This is a genomic window from Mesotoga sp. BH458_6_3_2_1, assembly GCF_003664995.1.
In the GTDB taxonomy this organism is placed as follows: domain Bacteria; phylum Thermotogota; class Thermotogae; order Petrotogales; family Kosmotogaceae; genus Mesotoga.
Window position 1 is genome coordinate 328,416 of record NZ_JFHL01000029.1, and the last position, 17,693, is coordinate 346,108.

Consider the following 17,693-nt stretch of genomic DNA (forward strand, 5'->3'; position numbering starts at 1 on the left):
GGGTTTTTCCAGTTAGATGCAGCGGCTCTTAAGGATTCACTAATCAGATTCCTCAGCTCTTAAGAAATAAACAAGCTGAAAAGCTTCCATAGTACAACTAAATAGTGTACAATACTATTGGAGGTGAAATAATGAGTATTTATGATTTTCAACTGACTACGATTGACGGATGGAATAAATCAATGGAAGACTTCAAAGGAAAGGTATTGTTGTTGGTGAACACTGCAAGTAAATGCGGATTCACTCCGCAGTATGACGGTCTGCAGCAAATATTTGAAGAGTTCAAAGATAGAGATTTCGTTGTGCTAGGGTTCCCTTCTAATGATTTTCTCTTTCAAGAACCCGGCAGTGATGAAGATATAAAGGCTTTTTGCAGTACGAACTTCAACATTACATTTCCGTTGTTTTCGAAGATTCACGTGAAGGGAAAGGATATCCATCCACTTTATGAGTTTCTTACTTCAGGTGCCGGGAAGAAGGAGTATTCGGGAAAAGTGAAGTGGAACTTTACTAAGTTCTTGATTAACAGAGAGGGCGAGATAATTGGAAGATTTGAGCCAAAGGAGGAACCCGAGTCATTTCGTTCGGCAATTGAGGAGGCGGTTATGTGAGCAAGAAAGAAGAGGCTGCAATCCCAAGAGGGGAAGAACTCCTTAAGCTGGACAATCAGCTTTGTTTTGCTTTGTACTCCAGCTCAAGGGGTGTCACAAGGCTTTACAGACCGTTGCTTTCGGAATTAGGCATAACCTACCCCCAATACTTGGCAATGCTTGTTCTCTGGGAGAAGGAGCCCCTTACTGTAAAAGAACTCGGTGAAAGACTGTTTCTTGATTCCGGAACCCTGACTCCTTTGCTGAAGAGAATGGAGAAGCAGGGCCTCCTAAAGAGAGAAAGGTCTCAGGGTGATGAAAGGCAGGTGCTGATAAATCTAACCGAAGAAGGAAGAAAGCTTAAGGACAAGGCACTGGCTATTCCGCTGAAAATTGCCGATCAGGTAAATATCTCTCAAAGCGAGTTCATTTCTCTCTTGACATCTCTGAAAAAGCTGATGAGGAAGATTGATATGGGCGGCTCGAACAACTCCTTCGTATAGTTGACGCAGGACAAATGACAGTATTACAGTTCGTAATAATATATGTCGCGGGTGCCGTGGCTGGTTTTATGAATGTTATGGCGGGAGGGGGCTCAATGGTCACTCTCCCGGTACTTATGTGGATAGGATTGCCACCTGCTGTTGCCAATGCAACTAATAGACTGGGAGTGATATTTGAAAGCGGTATAGGAGTAAAGACCTTTCGATCCGAGGGAATGAGGTTTGAAAAGTCCACACTTCCGGCGATAGTGGCTGCTACGATAGGTTCAGTGATAGGTTCTATGTTTGTCTCGACAATACCCAAGGATGCACTGGAGAAAGTGATCGCAGTAGCGCTTCTTGTAGTTGTTATGATTATGTTACTGAAACCGACGCCGCTCACTTTTTCCAGACCCTCTAGAGTCCTCTCAACTCTGATCTTTCTTGGAGTGGGCTTCTACGGCGGATTTTTGCAGGCGGGAGTTGGCTTCTTCCTGATTGGAGCACTTACCTTTTCGTACGGTTTTGATCTTGTGAGGACGAATTTCACGAAGATTCTCATTGTCTTCATCTACACGGTTTTTGCCCTGGTTATCTTCATCCTTAATGGGATGATATACTGGATTCCCGGCCTGGTTCTCGCAGCAGGAAATGTTGTCGGGGCTTATTTTGCTGCCAGGTTATCGATAAGAAAGGGAAGCGGTTTTGTGAAATGGATTTTGCTGATAATTGTGGTCGCTAACGCCATTAAGTATCTCTTCTTCTAGAGGAGTGTGACAGATTTTCCGATGAGAGAGCTTCTGAGTCTTCTGAAGAGAACAGGTTGCCTGACCGATCCCAGACTGGAGTCGGCCCTAATGGAACTTGACAGGAGGGATTTCGTCTCACCCGAAGTAGCGGATGAGGCTTACTCCGACAGAGCTCTACTAAGTCTTGCAAGCTCAGGGGAAATTTGCTCCACTTCTACTCAGCCATCCCTCTTGATAAGCATGATAGAAGAATTGAAACTGCACGAAGACAACAAGGTCCTTGATCTTGGGACGGGAACCGGCTTCTGCGCGTGTCTGCTTGGAAAAATGCTGACAATGGGAAGCGCAGTCTCAGTGGAGACCTCCAGAACGGTTGCATCTATTGCCTCGGAAAATCTGCGACGCTACCGCGTGAACAACGTGCAGATAGTGATCGGTGACGGCAGATGTGGTTTCAAAGAAGAAGCTCCGTACGATGCTATGATCTCTACAGTAGCCTTTCCGGGAATAACCGTAGAGCTGTTCAGTCAAATGAAGATCGGAGCGAGATCCATCGTCCCGATACACAGAAGCTACATGAACACGCCCGTTTTCTTATTCGAAAAAACCGGTGAAGTAACTTTGAGAGCTGAGATAAGAACAGGAGCGGTCTTCATGGTAGTGGAAGACTCCAAACCGGACCCCCTTTACAGTGATAACAAGTTCTCACTTGAGCTTCGAGAGGGGAAATTTCGAAGGCTCTAGCTCAGCTGTTGGCAACCTTCCAGAAAACCTCAACGCCCTTCTCAATAACGGAGTCAGCAGGCAAAAACCTTGAATTATGTAGTCCATGCTGTTCTCCTCTTCCTGTACCCAACCAGAAAAGTACCGAAGGGTATTTCATAGCGATCACCCCAAAATCCTCCCCCACGTATTTCATCTCTACCGGATTCACATCGACCAGGGCGCACAGTTTATCGTAGAGATTTCTGTCTACATGAACCTGTGGATACTTAGAACCAATTTCCTGAGAGAACTTCAGACCTCTCTTAGTAGCGACTTCTATCCCAAGTTCTTCGAGTTCCATGATTGCCTCTTCTGAAAGCTCAAAAGCTTTAGTTCTTACGGTCCCTGAAAGAGTGCAGGAATCTGCCACCACATTTCTAACCCTGCCCCCCTGTATGAGTCCAAATCTCAGTACGGAATCTCCTCTATCAACCGAATAGACCCTTTGAAGAAAATCCATAGCTCCCTCAATTGCGTCTCTTCCCTGCTTATAGAAAGCAACATGTGCCGACCTTCCCTCAAAAGTGCAATCCACTTCGAAGGCCGACGCAAAGAGGACGCCGGCTCTTGTGTAAACAGACCCTTCAGGAAATTCATCATTCACATGAAGTGCCCAGGCCTCGGTTATTTCATATTGCTCCAATTTTGGTAAGCATTTCGTGGCACCGCCTCCGCCTTCTTCGGCCGGCTGGAAAAGAAAGAGAAAATTTCTGTTAAGATCGCTTGTTACTATTCTTTCTATAAGTCCAATGAGAATTGTCATATGAACATCATGGCCGCAAGCATGCATAAAACCTTCATGTGCAGATTTGAACGGGGCATCTGTCTCTTCGAAAACAGGAAGAGCATCCATATCGGCTCGAAATAGAACGAAAGGGCCTTCAACCTTTTTCCATTTCGCCAGGATTCCGGTGCCCGCAACCTTTTCGTAGGAGACAGATAATCGATCCAGGAAACTCATAATGTAGGCTTGAGTCTTGAACTCATTGAATCCAATCTCCGGAATCTCATGTAAGTCATGCCTAATTCTCGCTAAATCCATGTCTTCCTCCTCTAACGGCTCCTTCATAGGAACGAAGAACAGCTCAGGTTCTTCAACTTTCACAACCTGCCAGCTGCAGCTATGAATTATCTCTTGGCGAACCCCATTCAGCAGCTCTCTAGTTGATTTATTATAAACAAAAAGGCGCCTAAAGGCGCCTCTTGATCGAATTCTTAATCAATTGATGGCATAATCCCAAAGAGTTATTGTAGTAGAGTCATCTGCATAATCGTCGCCCATGTAGGTTTCAAGAGCGAAAGGAATGTTTGGATCAATTATCCAGTACATCGACAACTCTCCGTCCTCATTGTACAAAGCGACTTTTGTTCCAGTATACGTTCCATTCTTTCCTTCTACTGAATACAGTCCCTCGTACTTGAGAGTACCGAATCCGTATAGTTTTGTGTTCATCTGCTCTTCCAGGTCAATTGCATCATAAATGAAAGATAGCATCGGATTCAGGAAGATGTACATCATCATCGAGAACTGCTGACCGAACATCATATCTGAGGTGAGCTCAGTGTCAAGGGGTAGAAAGTAGGTAGTATCGTAATTCAGGATAAAATGGTTTTCATCGCGATCGATCGTTACCCCGTATATCATTTCCTTCTGCTCTCCATTCTCGAAGTACGAAATTTTGTTATAGACGTACTCCACGGTAGAGTAATCCTGCAGAGGCACCCAAGATGCAAAAACGCTCGCCGCCAGAACCAATACTAGAATAACAGCAACTTTCTTCACATTATCACCTCCAAAACTTGGTACCAACATTATACAACTTTCTTGGCGAATAAAGTCAAATGAACGAGAGAACAATGTAGTCTGGATTGGTTATAATTGGCCGAGGTGATCATTTTGAAGAGAGCACTAGTTACCGGAGCTTCATCGGGAATCGGCGAGGTTTTTTCTTATGAGCTTGCAAAGCGTGGGTATGAAACGATCATTGTAGCCAGAAGATTAGAAAGATTGCAGACGATTTCCGATCAAATTGAGAGAGATCTGGGAGTCAGATCTATTCCGTTGAAAGGTGATTTGACGAATGAAAACGACCTGGTCGAGGTTTCGAAACTGCTGAAAGACGTAGATCTTCTCATAAACAACGCAGGGTTCGGATTGATAGGTCCCTTTGAGGATATTGAAGCAGATAGAGAAATGCAGATGATCAAGTTGAATATTGGTGCTCTTTACTTCTTGACGAAGAAATATGCTCTCATACGCAACAGCATTGGCGGAGGAATAATAAACGTTGCTTCTACTGCCGCTTACTTGCCTGTGCCCGGAATGGCGGTTTATGCTGCTACAAAGGCCTTTGTACTTAGCTTAAGCGAAGCCGTCAGCGAAGAACTACAACCCAAGGGCTTCAAAGTGATGGTTCTGTCTCCTGGACCTACAAGAACAGAGTTTTTCGATGTCGCTTCGGGAGGAAGGAGGCAGTTGCCGGGATCGATGTCTCCTGAAGAAGTTGTGAAAAGTGCACTGGATGCATTTGAAAAAGGAAAGAGAAGCGTGGTAAGCGGGCTGATCAACAAAATAATCGCTTCCGGGTCAAGGCTGGTGCCCAGGGCAGTTGCTTTGAAAGCGGCCAGGAGGGCGTTTGAGGATTAGGTAAAAACATTCACTCTTATGAAGAATAGACATGTAACCTTCACGATTGGCCGTTTATAAGGATTGAGACCATCTTGGCCGTTCATTCATATTCGAGGAAACACTGAGAAATATATCTAAGTTGCCAGGCTTCGATAGTTGCTTCATCTTAAGATTAATTCTGCATATCACCAGGACTCTAAGCGAACTATAAGCAAGGATTCTCAGGAAACTCTAAGAATGAGAGGTTAATATTTCATCGAGATCCAAATAATGGAGGTATCGAATATGAAGAGAGTATTTTCAGCAGTATTAATGGTTCTCATTATTGGTTCAATGTCACTGGCCAGCGGCTCAATGACTGAGGAAGATGGAATTGCATTCATGAGAGAAGAAGAAAAGCTAGCTCACGATGTCTATACCGTACTCTATGAAATATGGGGATTGAATGTCTTCGGTAACATTGCTAGAAGTGAACAGACTCATACAGAAGCAGTTCTTTCTCTGATCGGTGATTTTGGCATGGTAGATCCAGTAGGTGAAAATGAAATTGGAGTCTTCACTAATTCAACGCTTCAGGAGCTTTATGATGAACTCATCGAGAGTGGAAGCAAGTCTCTTCTGGATGCGGTGAAAGTTGGTCTTCTAATAGAAGAGATAGATATTAAGGACCTGGAAGAATTGCTTGAGGGAGACATCGACTCGAGAACTGCGAGGGTATACGAAAATCTGCTTAGAGGTTCTGAGAACCACCTAAGGGCATTCCTCAGACAGTATGAGAGACTCGCTGGAAGCTATACGCCTGAAGTACTCGATGTTGAGAGGTTCAACGAGATAGCATCTGGCAGATAGACTTTACAGTAATTCAGATCATTGGGCGGACATTCCGCCCTTTCTTTTTGGAATTAGTTATTCTGTGGCCTTTAGAAACTTTCTTTCCACCAAGATCGTTTCAAGTAATTAGATGACATCCTAACCGACCATTGCTCAGGACTCGTAATGACCTATAATCTTATTATATGAAAGTAGAGGAGGGATACGGTGGTCAGGATAGTAACGGACAGCTCATGTGATCTACCGGTTGAAACGTTAAAGAAGTATGGTATTCCCTTTGCCTCTCTCAACATTTCTGTAGATGATATGACTTTCAAGGAAGATATCGACATTACTCCAGAGGAGTTCTGGCGATTAATGGGCAAATCCCGTGAACTTCCGAAGACATCTCAGCCTTCGCCGGCCGATTTTGCAGGAATCTTTGAGGATATTCAGAAGATGGGCGAAATTCCACTATGTATTACGATATCATCGAAGCTCAGCGGTACCTATCAATCAGCGGTCCTTGGTGCCGAAATGAGCGGAGGCAAGGCGATCGTGTTCGATTCTCTTGCAGGTTCGATTTCGCATGGCATCCAGGTGCTGATGGCCGCCAGAATGGCTGAATCGGGTGCTAAGTTGGGCGAAATAGTCGAAGCGCTTGAAGAGTACAGAAAAAACGTGAAGATAATCATCCCTCTTGCGACAGTGGAGAATATCGTCAAAGGTGGCCGTCTGAGCAAATTTCAAGGGAGCCTGGTCAACATATTGAATATGAAGATTATCCTGCACGGTATAAATGGCGAAGTGAAGCTCCTTAAGAAGGTAAGAGGAAGCAGGAGATTTAGAGAAGCAATAATTGAGTTGATAGCTGATGCCTCAAAATCCGGAAAGAAGATTTTTGGCATTACACACGTCAATAATCTCGAAGAGGCTGAATTCTTTGCATCTGAAATAAGAAAACGCGTGCTAGATTCGGAAGTCATAATTGGAAAGATGGGTCCTGCAATTGCCACATACGCTGGAGAGGGTGGACTTATATTGGCGCTCTAAACTCACAATTTAGAGTAACCAATAAGGCCCAGAAAACTTGAGATTACAGGTTGCCGGTTGAAGCGACAGAAGAACAAGATATTGAATCAAGCTGGAATACGAAGAATTCAGAGCTGGGGAAGACCGCGCTTGGATGCAATACCGATTCGCAGCGAAGCATTCTCTGTTGAAGGACTGCGACCATACTTTTGGTCGTGAATGACGTAGAATCTGGTTCCTAAAACTATTTTATCTTGAGGAAGAATCAGACTTCCATTCTTTCAGTGAACTGTCATGTTTCCATCTAGGATCAGACGAACTAACTCATGTGTAGGATTACGAATCAGCCCCCGCAACTCTGAAGACAGAAGCTAACAAGCAACTCGAGGGTCAATCAACGATTCTCACAATTGCAGCACCATACCCAGGATGCTCTTGGCACCCTTATTTGTTCTGTTGAAAGTCTTCGAAGGAGGATCGAATATCTCTCGTTCCAATAAGTTCAGTACTAGCAAATAGCATTTCTTCAAAGGCACTACCAGAAAACTTCTTGGAAGATAAACAGATCAAACCAAAACTATGCCAGGCTCTAAAAAAAAGAGCGTCATATTCGTCTATAGTTGATTAGGAACATCTTTGTCTGTTTCCTCTGGCCGTATCGGGAGGACAACTGATCATTAATGAACAGCTCTTGTTACATCTCTTCCTGTCAAAAGGCATACGAAACTCTCTACAACGCTCCTCCTAATCGTCACGAAATACAGAATTCTCGTCTTCGAAAGGTAAATTCAGCTTTCTCCCTCACTAATACCTAACTGAATATTCCTAGCGCAAATACTTGTCAAGAAAGGTGAGCATCGCATTTGCACCTCTTATCCTATTTGCTTTCTTCTTGAAGCCATGTCCTTCATCTTCGAACACTACATATTCAACGGGAACATCATTTCTCTTAAGACTCTCAACGATCTCGTCTGATTCCACCTTCAATACTCTTGGATCATTTACACCCTGAAGAACCAGGAGTGGTCTTTCAATCTTTTCGGCGTGAAAGAGGGGGGAAATGCTCTTGAGGTATTCCTCCTCTTCAAAGGGATTTCCAATCTTCGTGTATAAGAGGTCTTTGATAGCTTTCCACCAGGCAGGCACTTCTTTGAGAGTTCTCACCCAGTTCGAGACACCAAAAAAATCCGTACCCACCTTGAACTCCTTCGGCCTGAAAGCAAGTGCAGCTAGAACCATAAATCCGCCGTAACTTCCACCATTTATTCCGATTCTCTCTTCGTCGATGAAATCGAGAGCGGCCAAATACTTAGCGGCGGCCACGCAATCATCCAAATCTGCTTCTCCGTGCTTGTGATCCGCTGCTTTGAAGAAGCTCTTTCCGTAGCCGGAGCTTCCTCTGTTATTGACTGCATAAATAGCATATCCATGATTTGCAATGAACTGAATCTCAGGACTGTATCTTGGCAGAGACTGACCTCCCGGTCCTCCGTGAACCCATACAATTGCAGGTGCTTTCTCGTTTGGCGGAACATTTCTTGGTGGATAGAAGATCCCAGGCACTTGGAGGCCGTCGTATGAAATGAAACGGAGTACCTTTGCTTCAGAGAGGTCATTGCTGTTCACTTCATCGCTCATGGAATCAGTGAGCTGCTCTGTCTCCTTCGTCTCGAAATCGATCGCAAAGATATTGGGAGAGGAGGTTGCTGAGTCACAAAGATAGTACAGGAAGCGGCTATCCTTGCTGAAGCATTGATCGTAGACGACTCCACCCGTCTCCACGGGAGGCATCTTAGGGGAATTGTCTTTTGTATCGATTATATGGAGTTCGGAAAAACCGTCTCTATTTACGATAAGCACGGCACTTTTCCCGTTTTCCGATATCCTCCCGGCGATTATGTCCCAACTGAAGGCAAGAATCTCTTCACGCTCTTTGCTTTCAATATCCGTCACCCAGAGTGTCATGAATTCCCCTTCAATGTCCGATAGACAGTATAGCTTCGACGAGTCTCTTGAGAAGAAGACAGGTTTGAAATTGGCTTCTCCTTGATGGGGAGACAGAAGTGTTGTTTCCCCGCTTAGCAAGTCGTGGAGATATACATTTGAGTTGTTTGCAGTCTCGGGCTTATGAAGGGCGAGAAACCTTTCATCGTTCGAAATTGGACCCAGTTCATACAAGTCTTTATTCTCGAAGACCAGCTCACTTGCTAGATCGGCCTTATCAAACCGATAAAGGTCGAATCTACTTCTATCGATCTTGTTCGAGTAGTAGTAAACCCTATTGCCAACGGAGACGTGAAATCCTGACTTGGTCTTTTCGAAAGGAGTCAGATCCTTGATTTCCTCTTTACTTCCGAGATAGAGATGATGTAGTTCATCGCCTCCCTTGTCCATTGCAAAAATGAAGCTTCCATCTTCGTAGACGTGAGATACCAATGCGTTTTCACTGAGTGATGTTATCTGCCTGTGTTTTCCCTTCTCCTTATCTAGTTCAAAGATATTGTAGTTGCCCGTTTTGTCTGACGAGTAAAGAATTCTTTTGGAATCGGGAGATACCGCGAATGATGCAATGGTCTCATTCTCCATAAGTTCTTCAATCGAGTACTTCTTCTCAGTCATTTAATTCCTCCTTGAATGTTCTACAGCGAAAAAACAGCGAATTGTGATAGGGCATAGCTGTATGGTCCAACGGTGTGTTGGGTTTCCTTATTGCAATCATATAACAAGTAGCCGTCAGTTGGGCATATCCCTGACGGATGACCTTGTTCCACTCAAATCTTGCAACTCGCATTTGACCCTTCCGTAAGAAAGGAAGGGTTCTTACTCTAAAACGAAGCGCGATATTACTGGAATGTTAAAAATGGAGTCTGTCACCAAAGAGAGGGTTGCTTTTCAAACGCGATTCTCGGTAACAACGCATAACTTGAAAACTCTTTAATTTAGTGATATATTGTCGAGAGCTGACTGGCCGCGATGTACGAATGGGAGTGATGTTATGAGGAAAACTAACAGAAGGAGAGGTCTGGCGCTTGCGGGACTTCTGCTAGGAATAGGGGTCCTTTTGATTGGTGCAGCAGTGATAATCCGTCCTGAAATTCTGGGATTCAGCTTTAGTTCTGGCTGGTCATTCAATGGAGTGAAGTTCAACGAAGACTTCTCAGAGACAGTCACCGAGAAAATAAACTCATTGGAAATCGACAGCCAGAACGGAAAGGTCGAAGTAGTGGGCTGGAATAGAGATTATGTTGAAATCAAGGTAGAGCGGTCAATTAGAGTTGCAGACGAAAATCTCAAAGAAGAGTATCTCGAAAAGACTAGACCGGTCATCAATGCAATGGATGGAAAACTTACTGTAATTGTTCCCAAACTATCTCAAACAAACGAATTCAGGGGGCAGGCAACAACAATTTATCTGAGTGTTCCGTCGGAAACGGTGGAAGATATCACAGTGAATACCAGCAACGGCGCAATGGTTTTCAGATCACTCAATGCCTCAATAAGAGGCAGAAGCAGCAATGGAGGTTTGGAGCTTATCTCCGTCTCGGGAAGCATAACGCTTGAAACCTCTAATTCGCCCATTTTTGTCGAAGAGTGTGCCGGGGTCATGGAACTCAAATCCACCAACGGTGCTTTTGAAGCAAGTGGAATATCAGGAACCTTCATCATAGAGACAAGCAATGCTCCGATAACAATCAAAAAGGGAACTATCAATATTTCGGCAAATTCCACGAACGGAGCAATTACAGTCACTGAGAGCACACTCTTTGGCAGCGGAAATTACTTAAAAACCTCCAACGCAAGAATACTGTGCGACGCTCTTCTGCCCGAAACAGGTGTTTTCGAAATAATGACCACTAACGGACAAGTGAACCTCTTGGTAGATGATTCTCTGAAAGCTGAGTTTGACGCATCGACAACAAATGGCAGTGTGAACCTGAAGGATCTTATGGTAGCCGTAATCAGCTCAACTTCTACAAGTATGAAGGGTAATCTCAATGGCGGCAACGGCCTCCTCATCACTCTGAAGACAAGTAATTCCAACATTTCAATCCAGAATCGCAAGAAAGAGAATTCGATCTAGAGTCAAATTGCAGTCGGATTCTCTCCTGCAATTCTTGGAAAGCATTATCAATGAATGATAGTTTATTCTGGTTTTATGATTTTCAGATGATCATTCAGCGAGTTGTCACTGTAAGTGTACAACTGAGTCAGTCCCTTCTCCTGAATAGCTCCAACAAGTACACTTTCCGAAAAGGCCAGATCCGTGCTTTCGTAGACGCTGAAAACTTGCTTAGTGAATTTAGCAGAGCCGACGGTAACTCCTTTAAGAGCAAAAAGATCTCTAAAGAGCGCAATAATCTCATCTTTTTTTGCAACTCTTTCTTCCAAGACACCAGCCAATTTCCACAAAACAACGAATGGGAGGAAAATCTGTTCCTCTTTTCTTGCCGCTCTTGCGAACAAGCGTTCACATTTTACCGCTTCTTGAGGAGGATTGTTTGTCAGAAAAGTCATTAGTACCGTCTCATCTACTGCTTTCACTTCTGCGATCCCTTCCTAAGAACCCCCTTAAGTTCTCAAAGCCCCTCTTTGGTACAAGTACAATCTCACCGTTTCGAAGCTCTACACTTAGACGGGTTCCTTTCTTCAATCCTAATCTTCTCCTGATCACTACTGGTAAAGTAAGCTGCCCCTTGCTTGATAAGCTAGTATCCAAAAGAATCACCTCACCCTTTTCCTTACTTAATGTAAATAGCTCTCATATTCTTACTTTGCCTATGTTGTTCCGTAAGTATGAATTCAATTAAGAACTCTAACTATCTGTACTTATTTTTGTTGCATTAAGGTCATAAGAATTATAACTCATTGACCGCCGAATTTGGAAACGAATGATTTGTAAGTTTCAGAATTAACATTGGCCTTCACGCTTGAATCAAGCATTTGTTAAGAACCACCGCTAATAGCAATTAGGGAGCAAATAGCAGCTATAAACATACCGAATGGAATTCACCAACCTAATGTATTCCTCATAGTGAAAGGGATATAGAGCTTAGAGTTTCCTTACCCGGTTTTGATCTGATCGATTGACGATGATAGTATTTATAATGTGGGAATTGTGTTATTACCTTAACAATGTGTTTTCGATGTCTGGAGGTCTTATATGCGAATCAAACTTCTTTCTGTTCTGATACTTCTTTCGATTTTCTTGTTTATATCCTGTTGCAAGACGACAAGCGTGTTGTTGATTAAATCCCTACCGTTTTCTGAAGTTGAGGTTTTCATAGACGGAGGTGGCGTAACGACACCCTATCTTCTGTCAGTCCAAGAAAACGAAATGAAGGAAATCTCGGTTGAACCGGTGCATTTGCTAGACACTTGCAGCTGGATTGAAGGAGTTGATACAAAAGCGATTTTTTTGGAGTGGTCAGGGCTTGTCTCGAGCAGTGCAACGACTGTCGAGTTGGAAATCAAAAACGGAAGCGAGCTCATCGCAATACTTGATTTCGAAAACAGACTTGAGTATGTCGAGAACTTTGGAGAGGAAGACATTTCAAGAGATGATCTGTCTGGATGGTTTTCTGCAGGAGAGTGCATAGAACTGACGGCCGAATCCTACGAAGGTTACTCTTTTGCTGGATGGGAAGTACAGACCGAAAAAATGTTGGAGACCGGATTGAGCAGTACTCCTTTGATCGTTATCACAATGGAAACTCCGGTACTGTTAAGAGCTGTCTACAATGAGGAGGGTGAAATATGAAGAAGACATTCATCCTCTTACTCTTGGTGGGTATGTCGTTCCTCTTCACTTCCTGCTTCGTGAAGAACTCAATGATTTGTCTGACCTCAGAACCGGTTGATTCAGTTGAGTTCCACATTGATGGTGCCAAACAGCACACTCCCTTCTCAGCCATAGTGAAGGAGAGACAGAGAGTAAGCCTGGAAATCGAAGAAGTTCAGATGCATGATCTCAATCTACAAATCGAGGGATATGATGCTGAATACTACTTTGTCTCATGGAGCGATAATTCTACGGAGACTTCAAGAACGATTGAGATAAAGAAAGGTGAACCAACTGAAATAGGAATAGAAATCTCTGCAAGTTTCAAGGTAGCTGCCTTCGCAATCACGGAAGGCTCAACTTTCACGCAAGAGTTCTACACAGAATGGCATCAATATGGAGAAGAAATCCTGATCAGCGCGCCAGAGCTATCTGGAATGGAGTTTTCGCACTGGTCTGTTGAGCTTTCAGATAGATTTCTCCCAGCAGAGTGTACACCCTCTATTAGAATCGGTGTATATTCGCCAGTTCTGCTTCACGCAATTTACATTACGAAGAAAACAGTTAAGATAAACACGCTTCCAAACCCTGCGGATGGGGGTATAACGTCTGGCGATGGTATCTATAGTGAGGGAGAAAGTGTGACCATCGCTGCAACTCCTTCGGATGGCTACAGATTTGTAAACTGGACTCTTGAAGATGTGCCGGTCTCTGAAGAAAAATACTTCACTTTTGAAGCAACAGAAGATGCGACCTACATTGCTAACTTCACTCACAAGATCTACACGATAACTGCTTCACATACAGAAGGGGGAACCATAAGTCCTTCAGGTGTTGTTCTTGTTACTCACGGGGCGAGTCAGACTTTTCTCATTCAACCGGAGGAAGATTATTTCATATCTGATGTTCTGGTAGACAGCGACTCGGCGGGACCCAGAGATACATACATATTTGAAAACATCACTTCGAATCATACAATTCGCGCTATTTTCAGTCAGACACCAGTTGTTACCTATAGCGTGAAGTTCATTGTTTCAGACAAAGCGGGTTTACTAGAAAACGCATCCGTCACTTTCAATGGCGAGACAATCTCGACAGATGCAAATGGTGAAGCCCTCTTTGCGGGAGTGGCGCAAGGAAAGAGCAAACCTTATTCAGTTTCCAGGACAGGCTATGTGTCCGCTCAGGGAACCATAGATATTGAGAACGAGGATAAGACAGTAGAAGTGAAGCTCAATAGACAGAAATACTCAGTCAGTTTATCGGCAAGTCCTCAGAATGCCGGTGCACTTTCGGGAGAGGGAGTTTATGAATATGGCGACAGTGTGACCGTAGTAGCAACCCCAAACGAAGGTTGGAACTTCATTAACTGGACTGAAAATGGAGGACAGGTTAGCAACAGCGCCGTATTTTCATTCATAATAGGATCCGACAGGGATCTAGTGGCTAACTTCTCGAAAACCTCATACACGATAGTGGCTACGGCAGGAAGCGGAGGAAGCATCTCTCCGTCGGGCAACGTCGTCGTCGAACACGGAGCGAGCAAAAGTTTCACCATAACTCCAGACTCGGGATACGAGATAGACGATGTGCTTGTGGATGGTTCATCTATCGGTAAGGTGTCAAGCTACACCTTCAACAACGTGACTTCCAACCACACGATCGAAGCTACCTTCAAGAAGAAAACATACACGATAGTGGCTACGGCAGGAAGCGGAGGAAGCATCTCTCCGTCGGGCAACGTCGTCGTTGAACACGGAGCTAGCAAGAGCTTCACCATAACTCCAGACTCGGGATACTTCATTTCCGATGTGCTTGTCGATGGTGAATCCATCGGACCTAAAACAGGCTACACTTTCCAGAACATAACCTCCAGCCATACTATCCACGCCCTCTTTGAAGAGACACCGCCTCCCGTGTTCAATGTCACGTTCGTGGTATCGAGTGAATCGGCTCCCGTTTCAGGAGCGACCGTCTCGTTCAACGGTGAACAGCTCGCTACCGGTATCGATGGAACGGTAACATTCACCGGGGTAATACCGGGCAACGACAAACCTTACACGGTTTCAAAGACTGGTTATCAGAGCAAGTCGGGTTTCGTCGATGTTATTGATCGGGACGTTACCGTAAACGTCGAACTGTCCAGGGGCAGCTACACGATAGTGGCGACTGCAGGAAGCGGGGGAAGCATCTCTCCGTCGGGCAACGTCGTCGTTGAACACGGATCGAGCAAGAGCTTCACCATAACTCCTGACTCGGGATGCGAGATAGACGATGTGCTTGTGGACGGTTCATCCGTCGGTAAGGTATCCAGCTACACCTTCGACAGTGTGACCTCCGACCACACGATCGAAGCTGCCTTCAAGAAGAAAACATACACGATAGTGGCGACTGCAGGAAGCGGGGGAAGCATCTCTCCATCTGGCAATGTCGTCGTCGAACACGGAGCAAGCGAGAGCTTCACCATAACTCCAGACTCGGGATACGAGATAGACGATGTTTTTGTAGATGGTTCATCTGTCGGCAAGGTGTCCAGCTACACATTCGGCAACGTGACTTCAGACCACAATATCTCTGCGCTTTTCGGAAGAATCCTCTCAAATGATGCCGATCTTGAAGACCTTGTTGTGTCTCCTGGTTTGCTCAATCCCATTTTCAACAAAGATATCGAAACGTACAACGTGAATGTATCACATGACACAACAGAGCTCACAATTACTGCAACTCTCTCGGATACAAAAGCATCGATGACAATAAACGAAGAGGTAGCAGAAAGCGGTACAGGCAAGACAATTACACTAAATGCCGCGGGGCAAAGCACGACCATAACGATAGAAGTGACTGCGGAAGACGGAACGAAGAAGACATATACGATAACTGTAAACAGGGCACCTGTTCCTGGAGATGGAACTCTAATCATAAAGAGTGAGACTGTTGCTTCAGGAACCTATGTATGGATCACTGTTGCCGCAAGAGATCTACCCGCGATAAAGGGAATGACAATTGTCTTGGAGTTTGATCCAGACTTCTTTGTTAAAGAACCACAATATACCGTCCAGTACTTAACACCGATAAAGGAATCGGGGCCGGTTACCGTCTGGAGCGACAAGATTCCTGACAATGAATACTTGCTGGATCTCAACTTCGGTTTGAAAACTGCCGCGTCTGTTGTTGAAGAGACAGAAATTCTCAGAATAATGATGGAGACAAAGCCAGTCAGTGGAAGCACTGCTCTTTCATTTGCTGAGTACACAGCAACTACTGGAGTGCATGTTAAAACAGTTGTTCTTGACGGCGATATAAAACCTATTGAGAATATCTCGTTGATTGACGGAAATATTGTAGTTCAGTAGGCGAGACTTCTGAACCAGTGGCCACTTGGAGAAATGAATGGTTTCGGATAATTCTCAACTGGAAGTACATTGATACTCTAATCTTCAAGCTCAATAAAAAGGAGGAAAGATGAATGAAAATGAGAAATTGCGTGCTACTGATTATCCTTGCTACAATGTTGCTGCTCTCCAGTGCATGTGTCCACCATGACTCTTTCAAGTATGAAACTGAAGACGCAGTCTTCCTGGTGGAAAACGGTTTGATTGAAGTGGTGGCCAGAAGGAATCTCTACGGACTCGACATCTATCTTGAGGCAGAAGTCGAACCCGAGGACGTGGATACACAAACTCCATTGAAGGTAATAGTCCCTTATGAAAAGGGAACTGTGATAGCCATAGCAGAAGGCAGAAATGGGTTCAAGAAGGGAGAAACGATAGCAAGAATCGCAGGAGATTTCACTTCACCAGCAGATCTCGGCATAGTTACCGAGAGCGTGTTGAAGAACACAGAATTTGTCTCTCAGTCTAGCGCACCTGTCAACGGAGTTTACGTTCAGGACACGTGGGTTCAACCTGAAGGGGCAGGGTTCTTTATTATTGGAGCCCGAAACGTTTTGGACGAACCTATCGCGGGATTTGATCTCGTTGTGGGATTTGATAACTCAACCATTGAGATCACCGCCGTTACAAGCCTCAAACCTGGCCTGACGGAAATTCAGTCAGACATCACCGACACTAACGCCAATGGAAAACTGGAACTGGCTCTGGCATATGAGAGAAACTCGGAACTAACAATTGGTGCAACGCCGGTAAATCTCTACAAGGTCTTCTATAATGTGAAAACCGGCATAACATATGCCAATTCAGAAATCAGTTTTGATTCTTCGGAGTTCACCTGGCTTGATTCAAGTCAATCCTGGTTGCCAATAAAGGAGACTGTCGATGCTACTTCCGGTTTCATTACTGTTGGCGACCCGGTGCTTCTTGGAGATTTCGACCTAAATGACACTGTGAATGTACAGGATCTTCCGCTTTTTGCAGAGCACTATAGAGAGATCTACGATGTCGGTACTGATCCCGAAAATCCTCTCTCTTTCTTCGATATTGGTCCCGCAACCAGATTCTACGGAAATGACTGGGCAGAAATATTCTCAAAAGCAAACAAAGACGGGAATATCGATATCGTTGATCTTGTCGTGCTTGCACAGAATTACTACTTCTCCAGACCTGCAAATCACACCACATTTGTGAAGAATATCAACGAGCTCAATGCAGCAATTGATGGTGATGCAGATCTGATAGTCCTTGGTGCGAATATCACTGGAAGCCCATCAGTGATAGAAAGAATAGTCGATGTAAATCTCAATGGATATACGCTCACAGGAGATCTTAGCGTTAATATTCCTGCAGGTATCTCAGGTAATATGACAATCTTTGACGGCACAATTGAGGGTTCGTTCAACTTCACGGGTCCTGATGTCACGCTATTCAACTATGCAACCATAATTCCATAGAGTTGTGTGTA

16 protein-coding genes are annotated in these 17,693 nt (G+C 44.4%); 11 read left to right on the forward strand and 5 right to left on the reverse strand.

The features are described from left to right. The first annotated feature begins 131 nt into the window (after positions 1–131). The 4 genes from Y697_RS14180 to Y697_RS14195 are packed head-to-tail and all read left to right on the forward strand — an operon-like array spanning position 132 to position 2,565. Positions 132–611 (forward strand): glutathione peroxidase, encoded by a 480-nt coding sequence (locus Y697_RS14180; protein WP_121552444.1) that lies wholly within the window; start codon positions 132–134, stop codon positions 609–611. Then, positions 608–1,093 (forward strand): MarR family winged helix-turn-helix transcriptional regulator, encoded by a 486-nt coding sequence (locus Y697_RS14185; protein ID WP_121552445.1) that lies wholly within the window; start codon positions 608–610, stop codon positions 1,091–1,093. The genes Y697_RS14180 and Y697_RS14185 overlap by 4 nt, the downstream gene beginning before the upstream one ends. A gap of 14 nt (positions 1,094–1,107) precedes the next feature. Then, complete coding sequence (locus Y697_RS14190) at positions 1,108–1,839, forward strand: TSUP family transporter (protein WP_006486794.1); 732 nt, start codon at positions 1,108–1,110, stop codon at positions 1,837–1,839. Between the two features lie 6 nt (positions 1,840–1,845). Next, positions 1,846–2,565 carry a protein-L-isoaspartate O-methyltransferase gene (locus Y697_RS14195; RefSeq protein ID WP_121552446.1) on the forward strand — a complete coding sequence of 240 codons (720 nt, stop codon included), beginning with the start codon at positions 1,846–1,848 and terminating at the stop codon, positions 2,563–2,565. A 1-nt stretch (position 2,566) separates the two neighbouring features. On the opposite strand, the gene Y697_RS14200 is transcribed toward Y697_RS14195, so the two are convergent. Both Y697_RS14200 and Y697_RS14205 read right to left on the reverse strand, forming a co-directional pair. Then, positions 2,567–3,628 carry an amidohydrolase gene (locus tag Y697_RS14200; RefSeq protein ID WP_259462598.1) on the reverse strand — a complete coding sequence of 354 codons (1,062 nt, stop codon included), beginning with the start codon at positions 3,626–3,628 and terminating at the stop codon, positions 2,567–2,569. 177 nt (positions 3,629–3,805) lie between these two features. Then, positions 3,806–4,369, reverse strand: a complete 564-nt coding sequence (locus Y697_RS14205; protein ID WP_121552448.1) for a hypothetical protein — start codon at positions 4,367–4,369, stop codon at positions 3,806–3,808. A gap of 105 nt (positions 4,370–4,474) precedes the next feature. Between Y697_RS14205 and Y697_RS14210 the strand changes: the two genes are divergently transcribed. From Y697_RS14210 to Y697_RS14220, 3 genes are all read left to right on the forward strand, one after another. Then, positions 4,475–5,233 carry an SDR family oxidoreductase gene (locus tag Y697_RS14210; RefSeq protein WP_259462605.1) on the forward strand — a complete coding sequence of 253 codons (759 nt, stop codon included), beginning with the start codon at positions 4,475–4,477 and terminating at the stop codon, positions 5,231–5,233. Positions 5,234–5,500: 267 nt separating this feature from the next. Next, entirely contained in the window at positions 5,501–6,064 is a 564-nt protein-coding gene (locus Y697_RS14215; protein ID WP_121552450.1) for a DUF2202 domain-containing protein, read from the forward strand. A 189-nt stretch (positions 6,065–6,253) separates the two neighbouring features. Continuing rightward, a complete protein-coding gene (locus Y697_RS14220) occupies positions 6,254–7,078 on the forward strand; it encodes a DegV family protein (protein ID WP_006486785.1) in 825 nt (274 codons plus the stop codon). A gap of 804 nt (positions 7,079–7,882) precedes the next feature. Here the strand turns inward: Y697_RS14220 and Y697_RS14225 are convergent. After that, on the reverse strand, positions 7,883–9,676 hold the full coding sequence (locus Y697_RS14225; RefSeq protein WP_121552451.1) for a S9 family peptidase: 1,794 nt from the start codon (positions 9,674–9,676) through the stop codon (positions 7,883–7,885). 376 nt (positions 9,677–10,052) lie between these two features. Here Y697_RS14225 and Y697_RS14235 point away from each other — a divergent pair, with 376 nt between their 5' ends. Then, a complete protein-coding gene (locus Y697_RS14235; protein ID WP_121552453.1) occupies positions 10,053–11,138 on the forward strand; it encodes a DUF4097 family beta strand repeat-containing protein in 1,086 nt (361 codons plus the stop codon). A 62-nt stretch (positions 11,139–11,200) separates the two neighbouring features. Here the strand turns inward: Y697_RS14235 and Y697_RS14240 are convergent, their stop codons facing one another. Further along, on the reverse strand, positions 11,201–11,599 hold the full coding sequence (locus Y697_RS14240) for a hypothetical protein (protein WP_121552454.1): 399 nt from the start codon (positions 11,597–11,599) through the stop codon (positions 11,201–11,203). Then, a complete protein-coding gene (locus tag Y697_RS15160; RefSeq protein WP_409071778.1) occupies positions 11,583–11,783 on the reverse strand; it encodes an AbrB/MazE/SpoVT family DNA-binding domain-containing protein in 201 nt (66 codons plus the stop codon). Before Y697_RS15160 ends, Y697_RS14240 begins: the two co-directional genes overlap by 17 nt. Positions 11,784–12,218: 435 nt before the next feature. Between Y697_RS15160 and Y697_RS14250 the strand changes: the two genes are divergently transcribed. From Y697_RS14250 to Y697_RS14260, 3 genes are all read left to right on the forward strand, one after another. Next, on the forward strand, positions 12,219–12,815 hold the full coding sequence (locus Y697_RS14250; RefSeq protein WP_121552456.1) for an InlB B-repeat-containing protein: 597 nt from the start codon (positions 12,219–12,221) through the stop codon (positions 12,813–12,815). After that, positions 12,812–16,189 (forward strand): InlB B-repeat-containing protein, encoded by a 3,378-nt coding sequence (locus Y697_RS14255; protein ID WP_121552457.1) that lies wholly within the window; start codon positions 12,812–12,814, stop codon positions 16,187–16,189. Before Y697_RS14250 ends, Y697_RS14255 begins: the two co-directional genes overlap by 4 nt. Positions 16,190–16,302: 113 nt before the next feature. Next, complete coding sequence (locus Y697_RS14260; protein ID WP_121552458.1) at positions 16,303–17,682, forward strand: hypothetical protein; 1,380 nt, start codon at positions 16,303–16,305, stop codon at positions 17,680–17,682. Positions 17,683–17,693 lie beyond the last annotated feature (11 nt).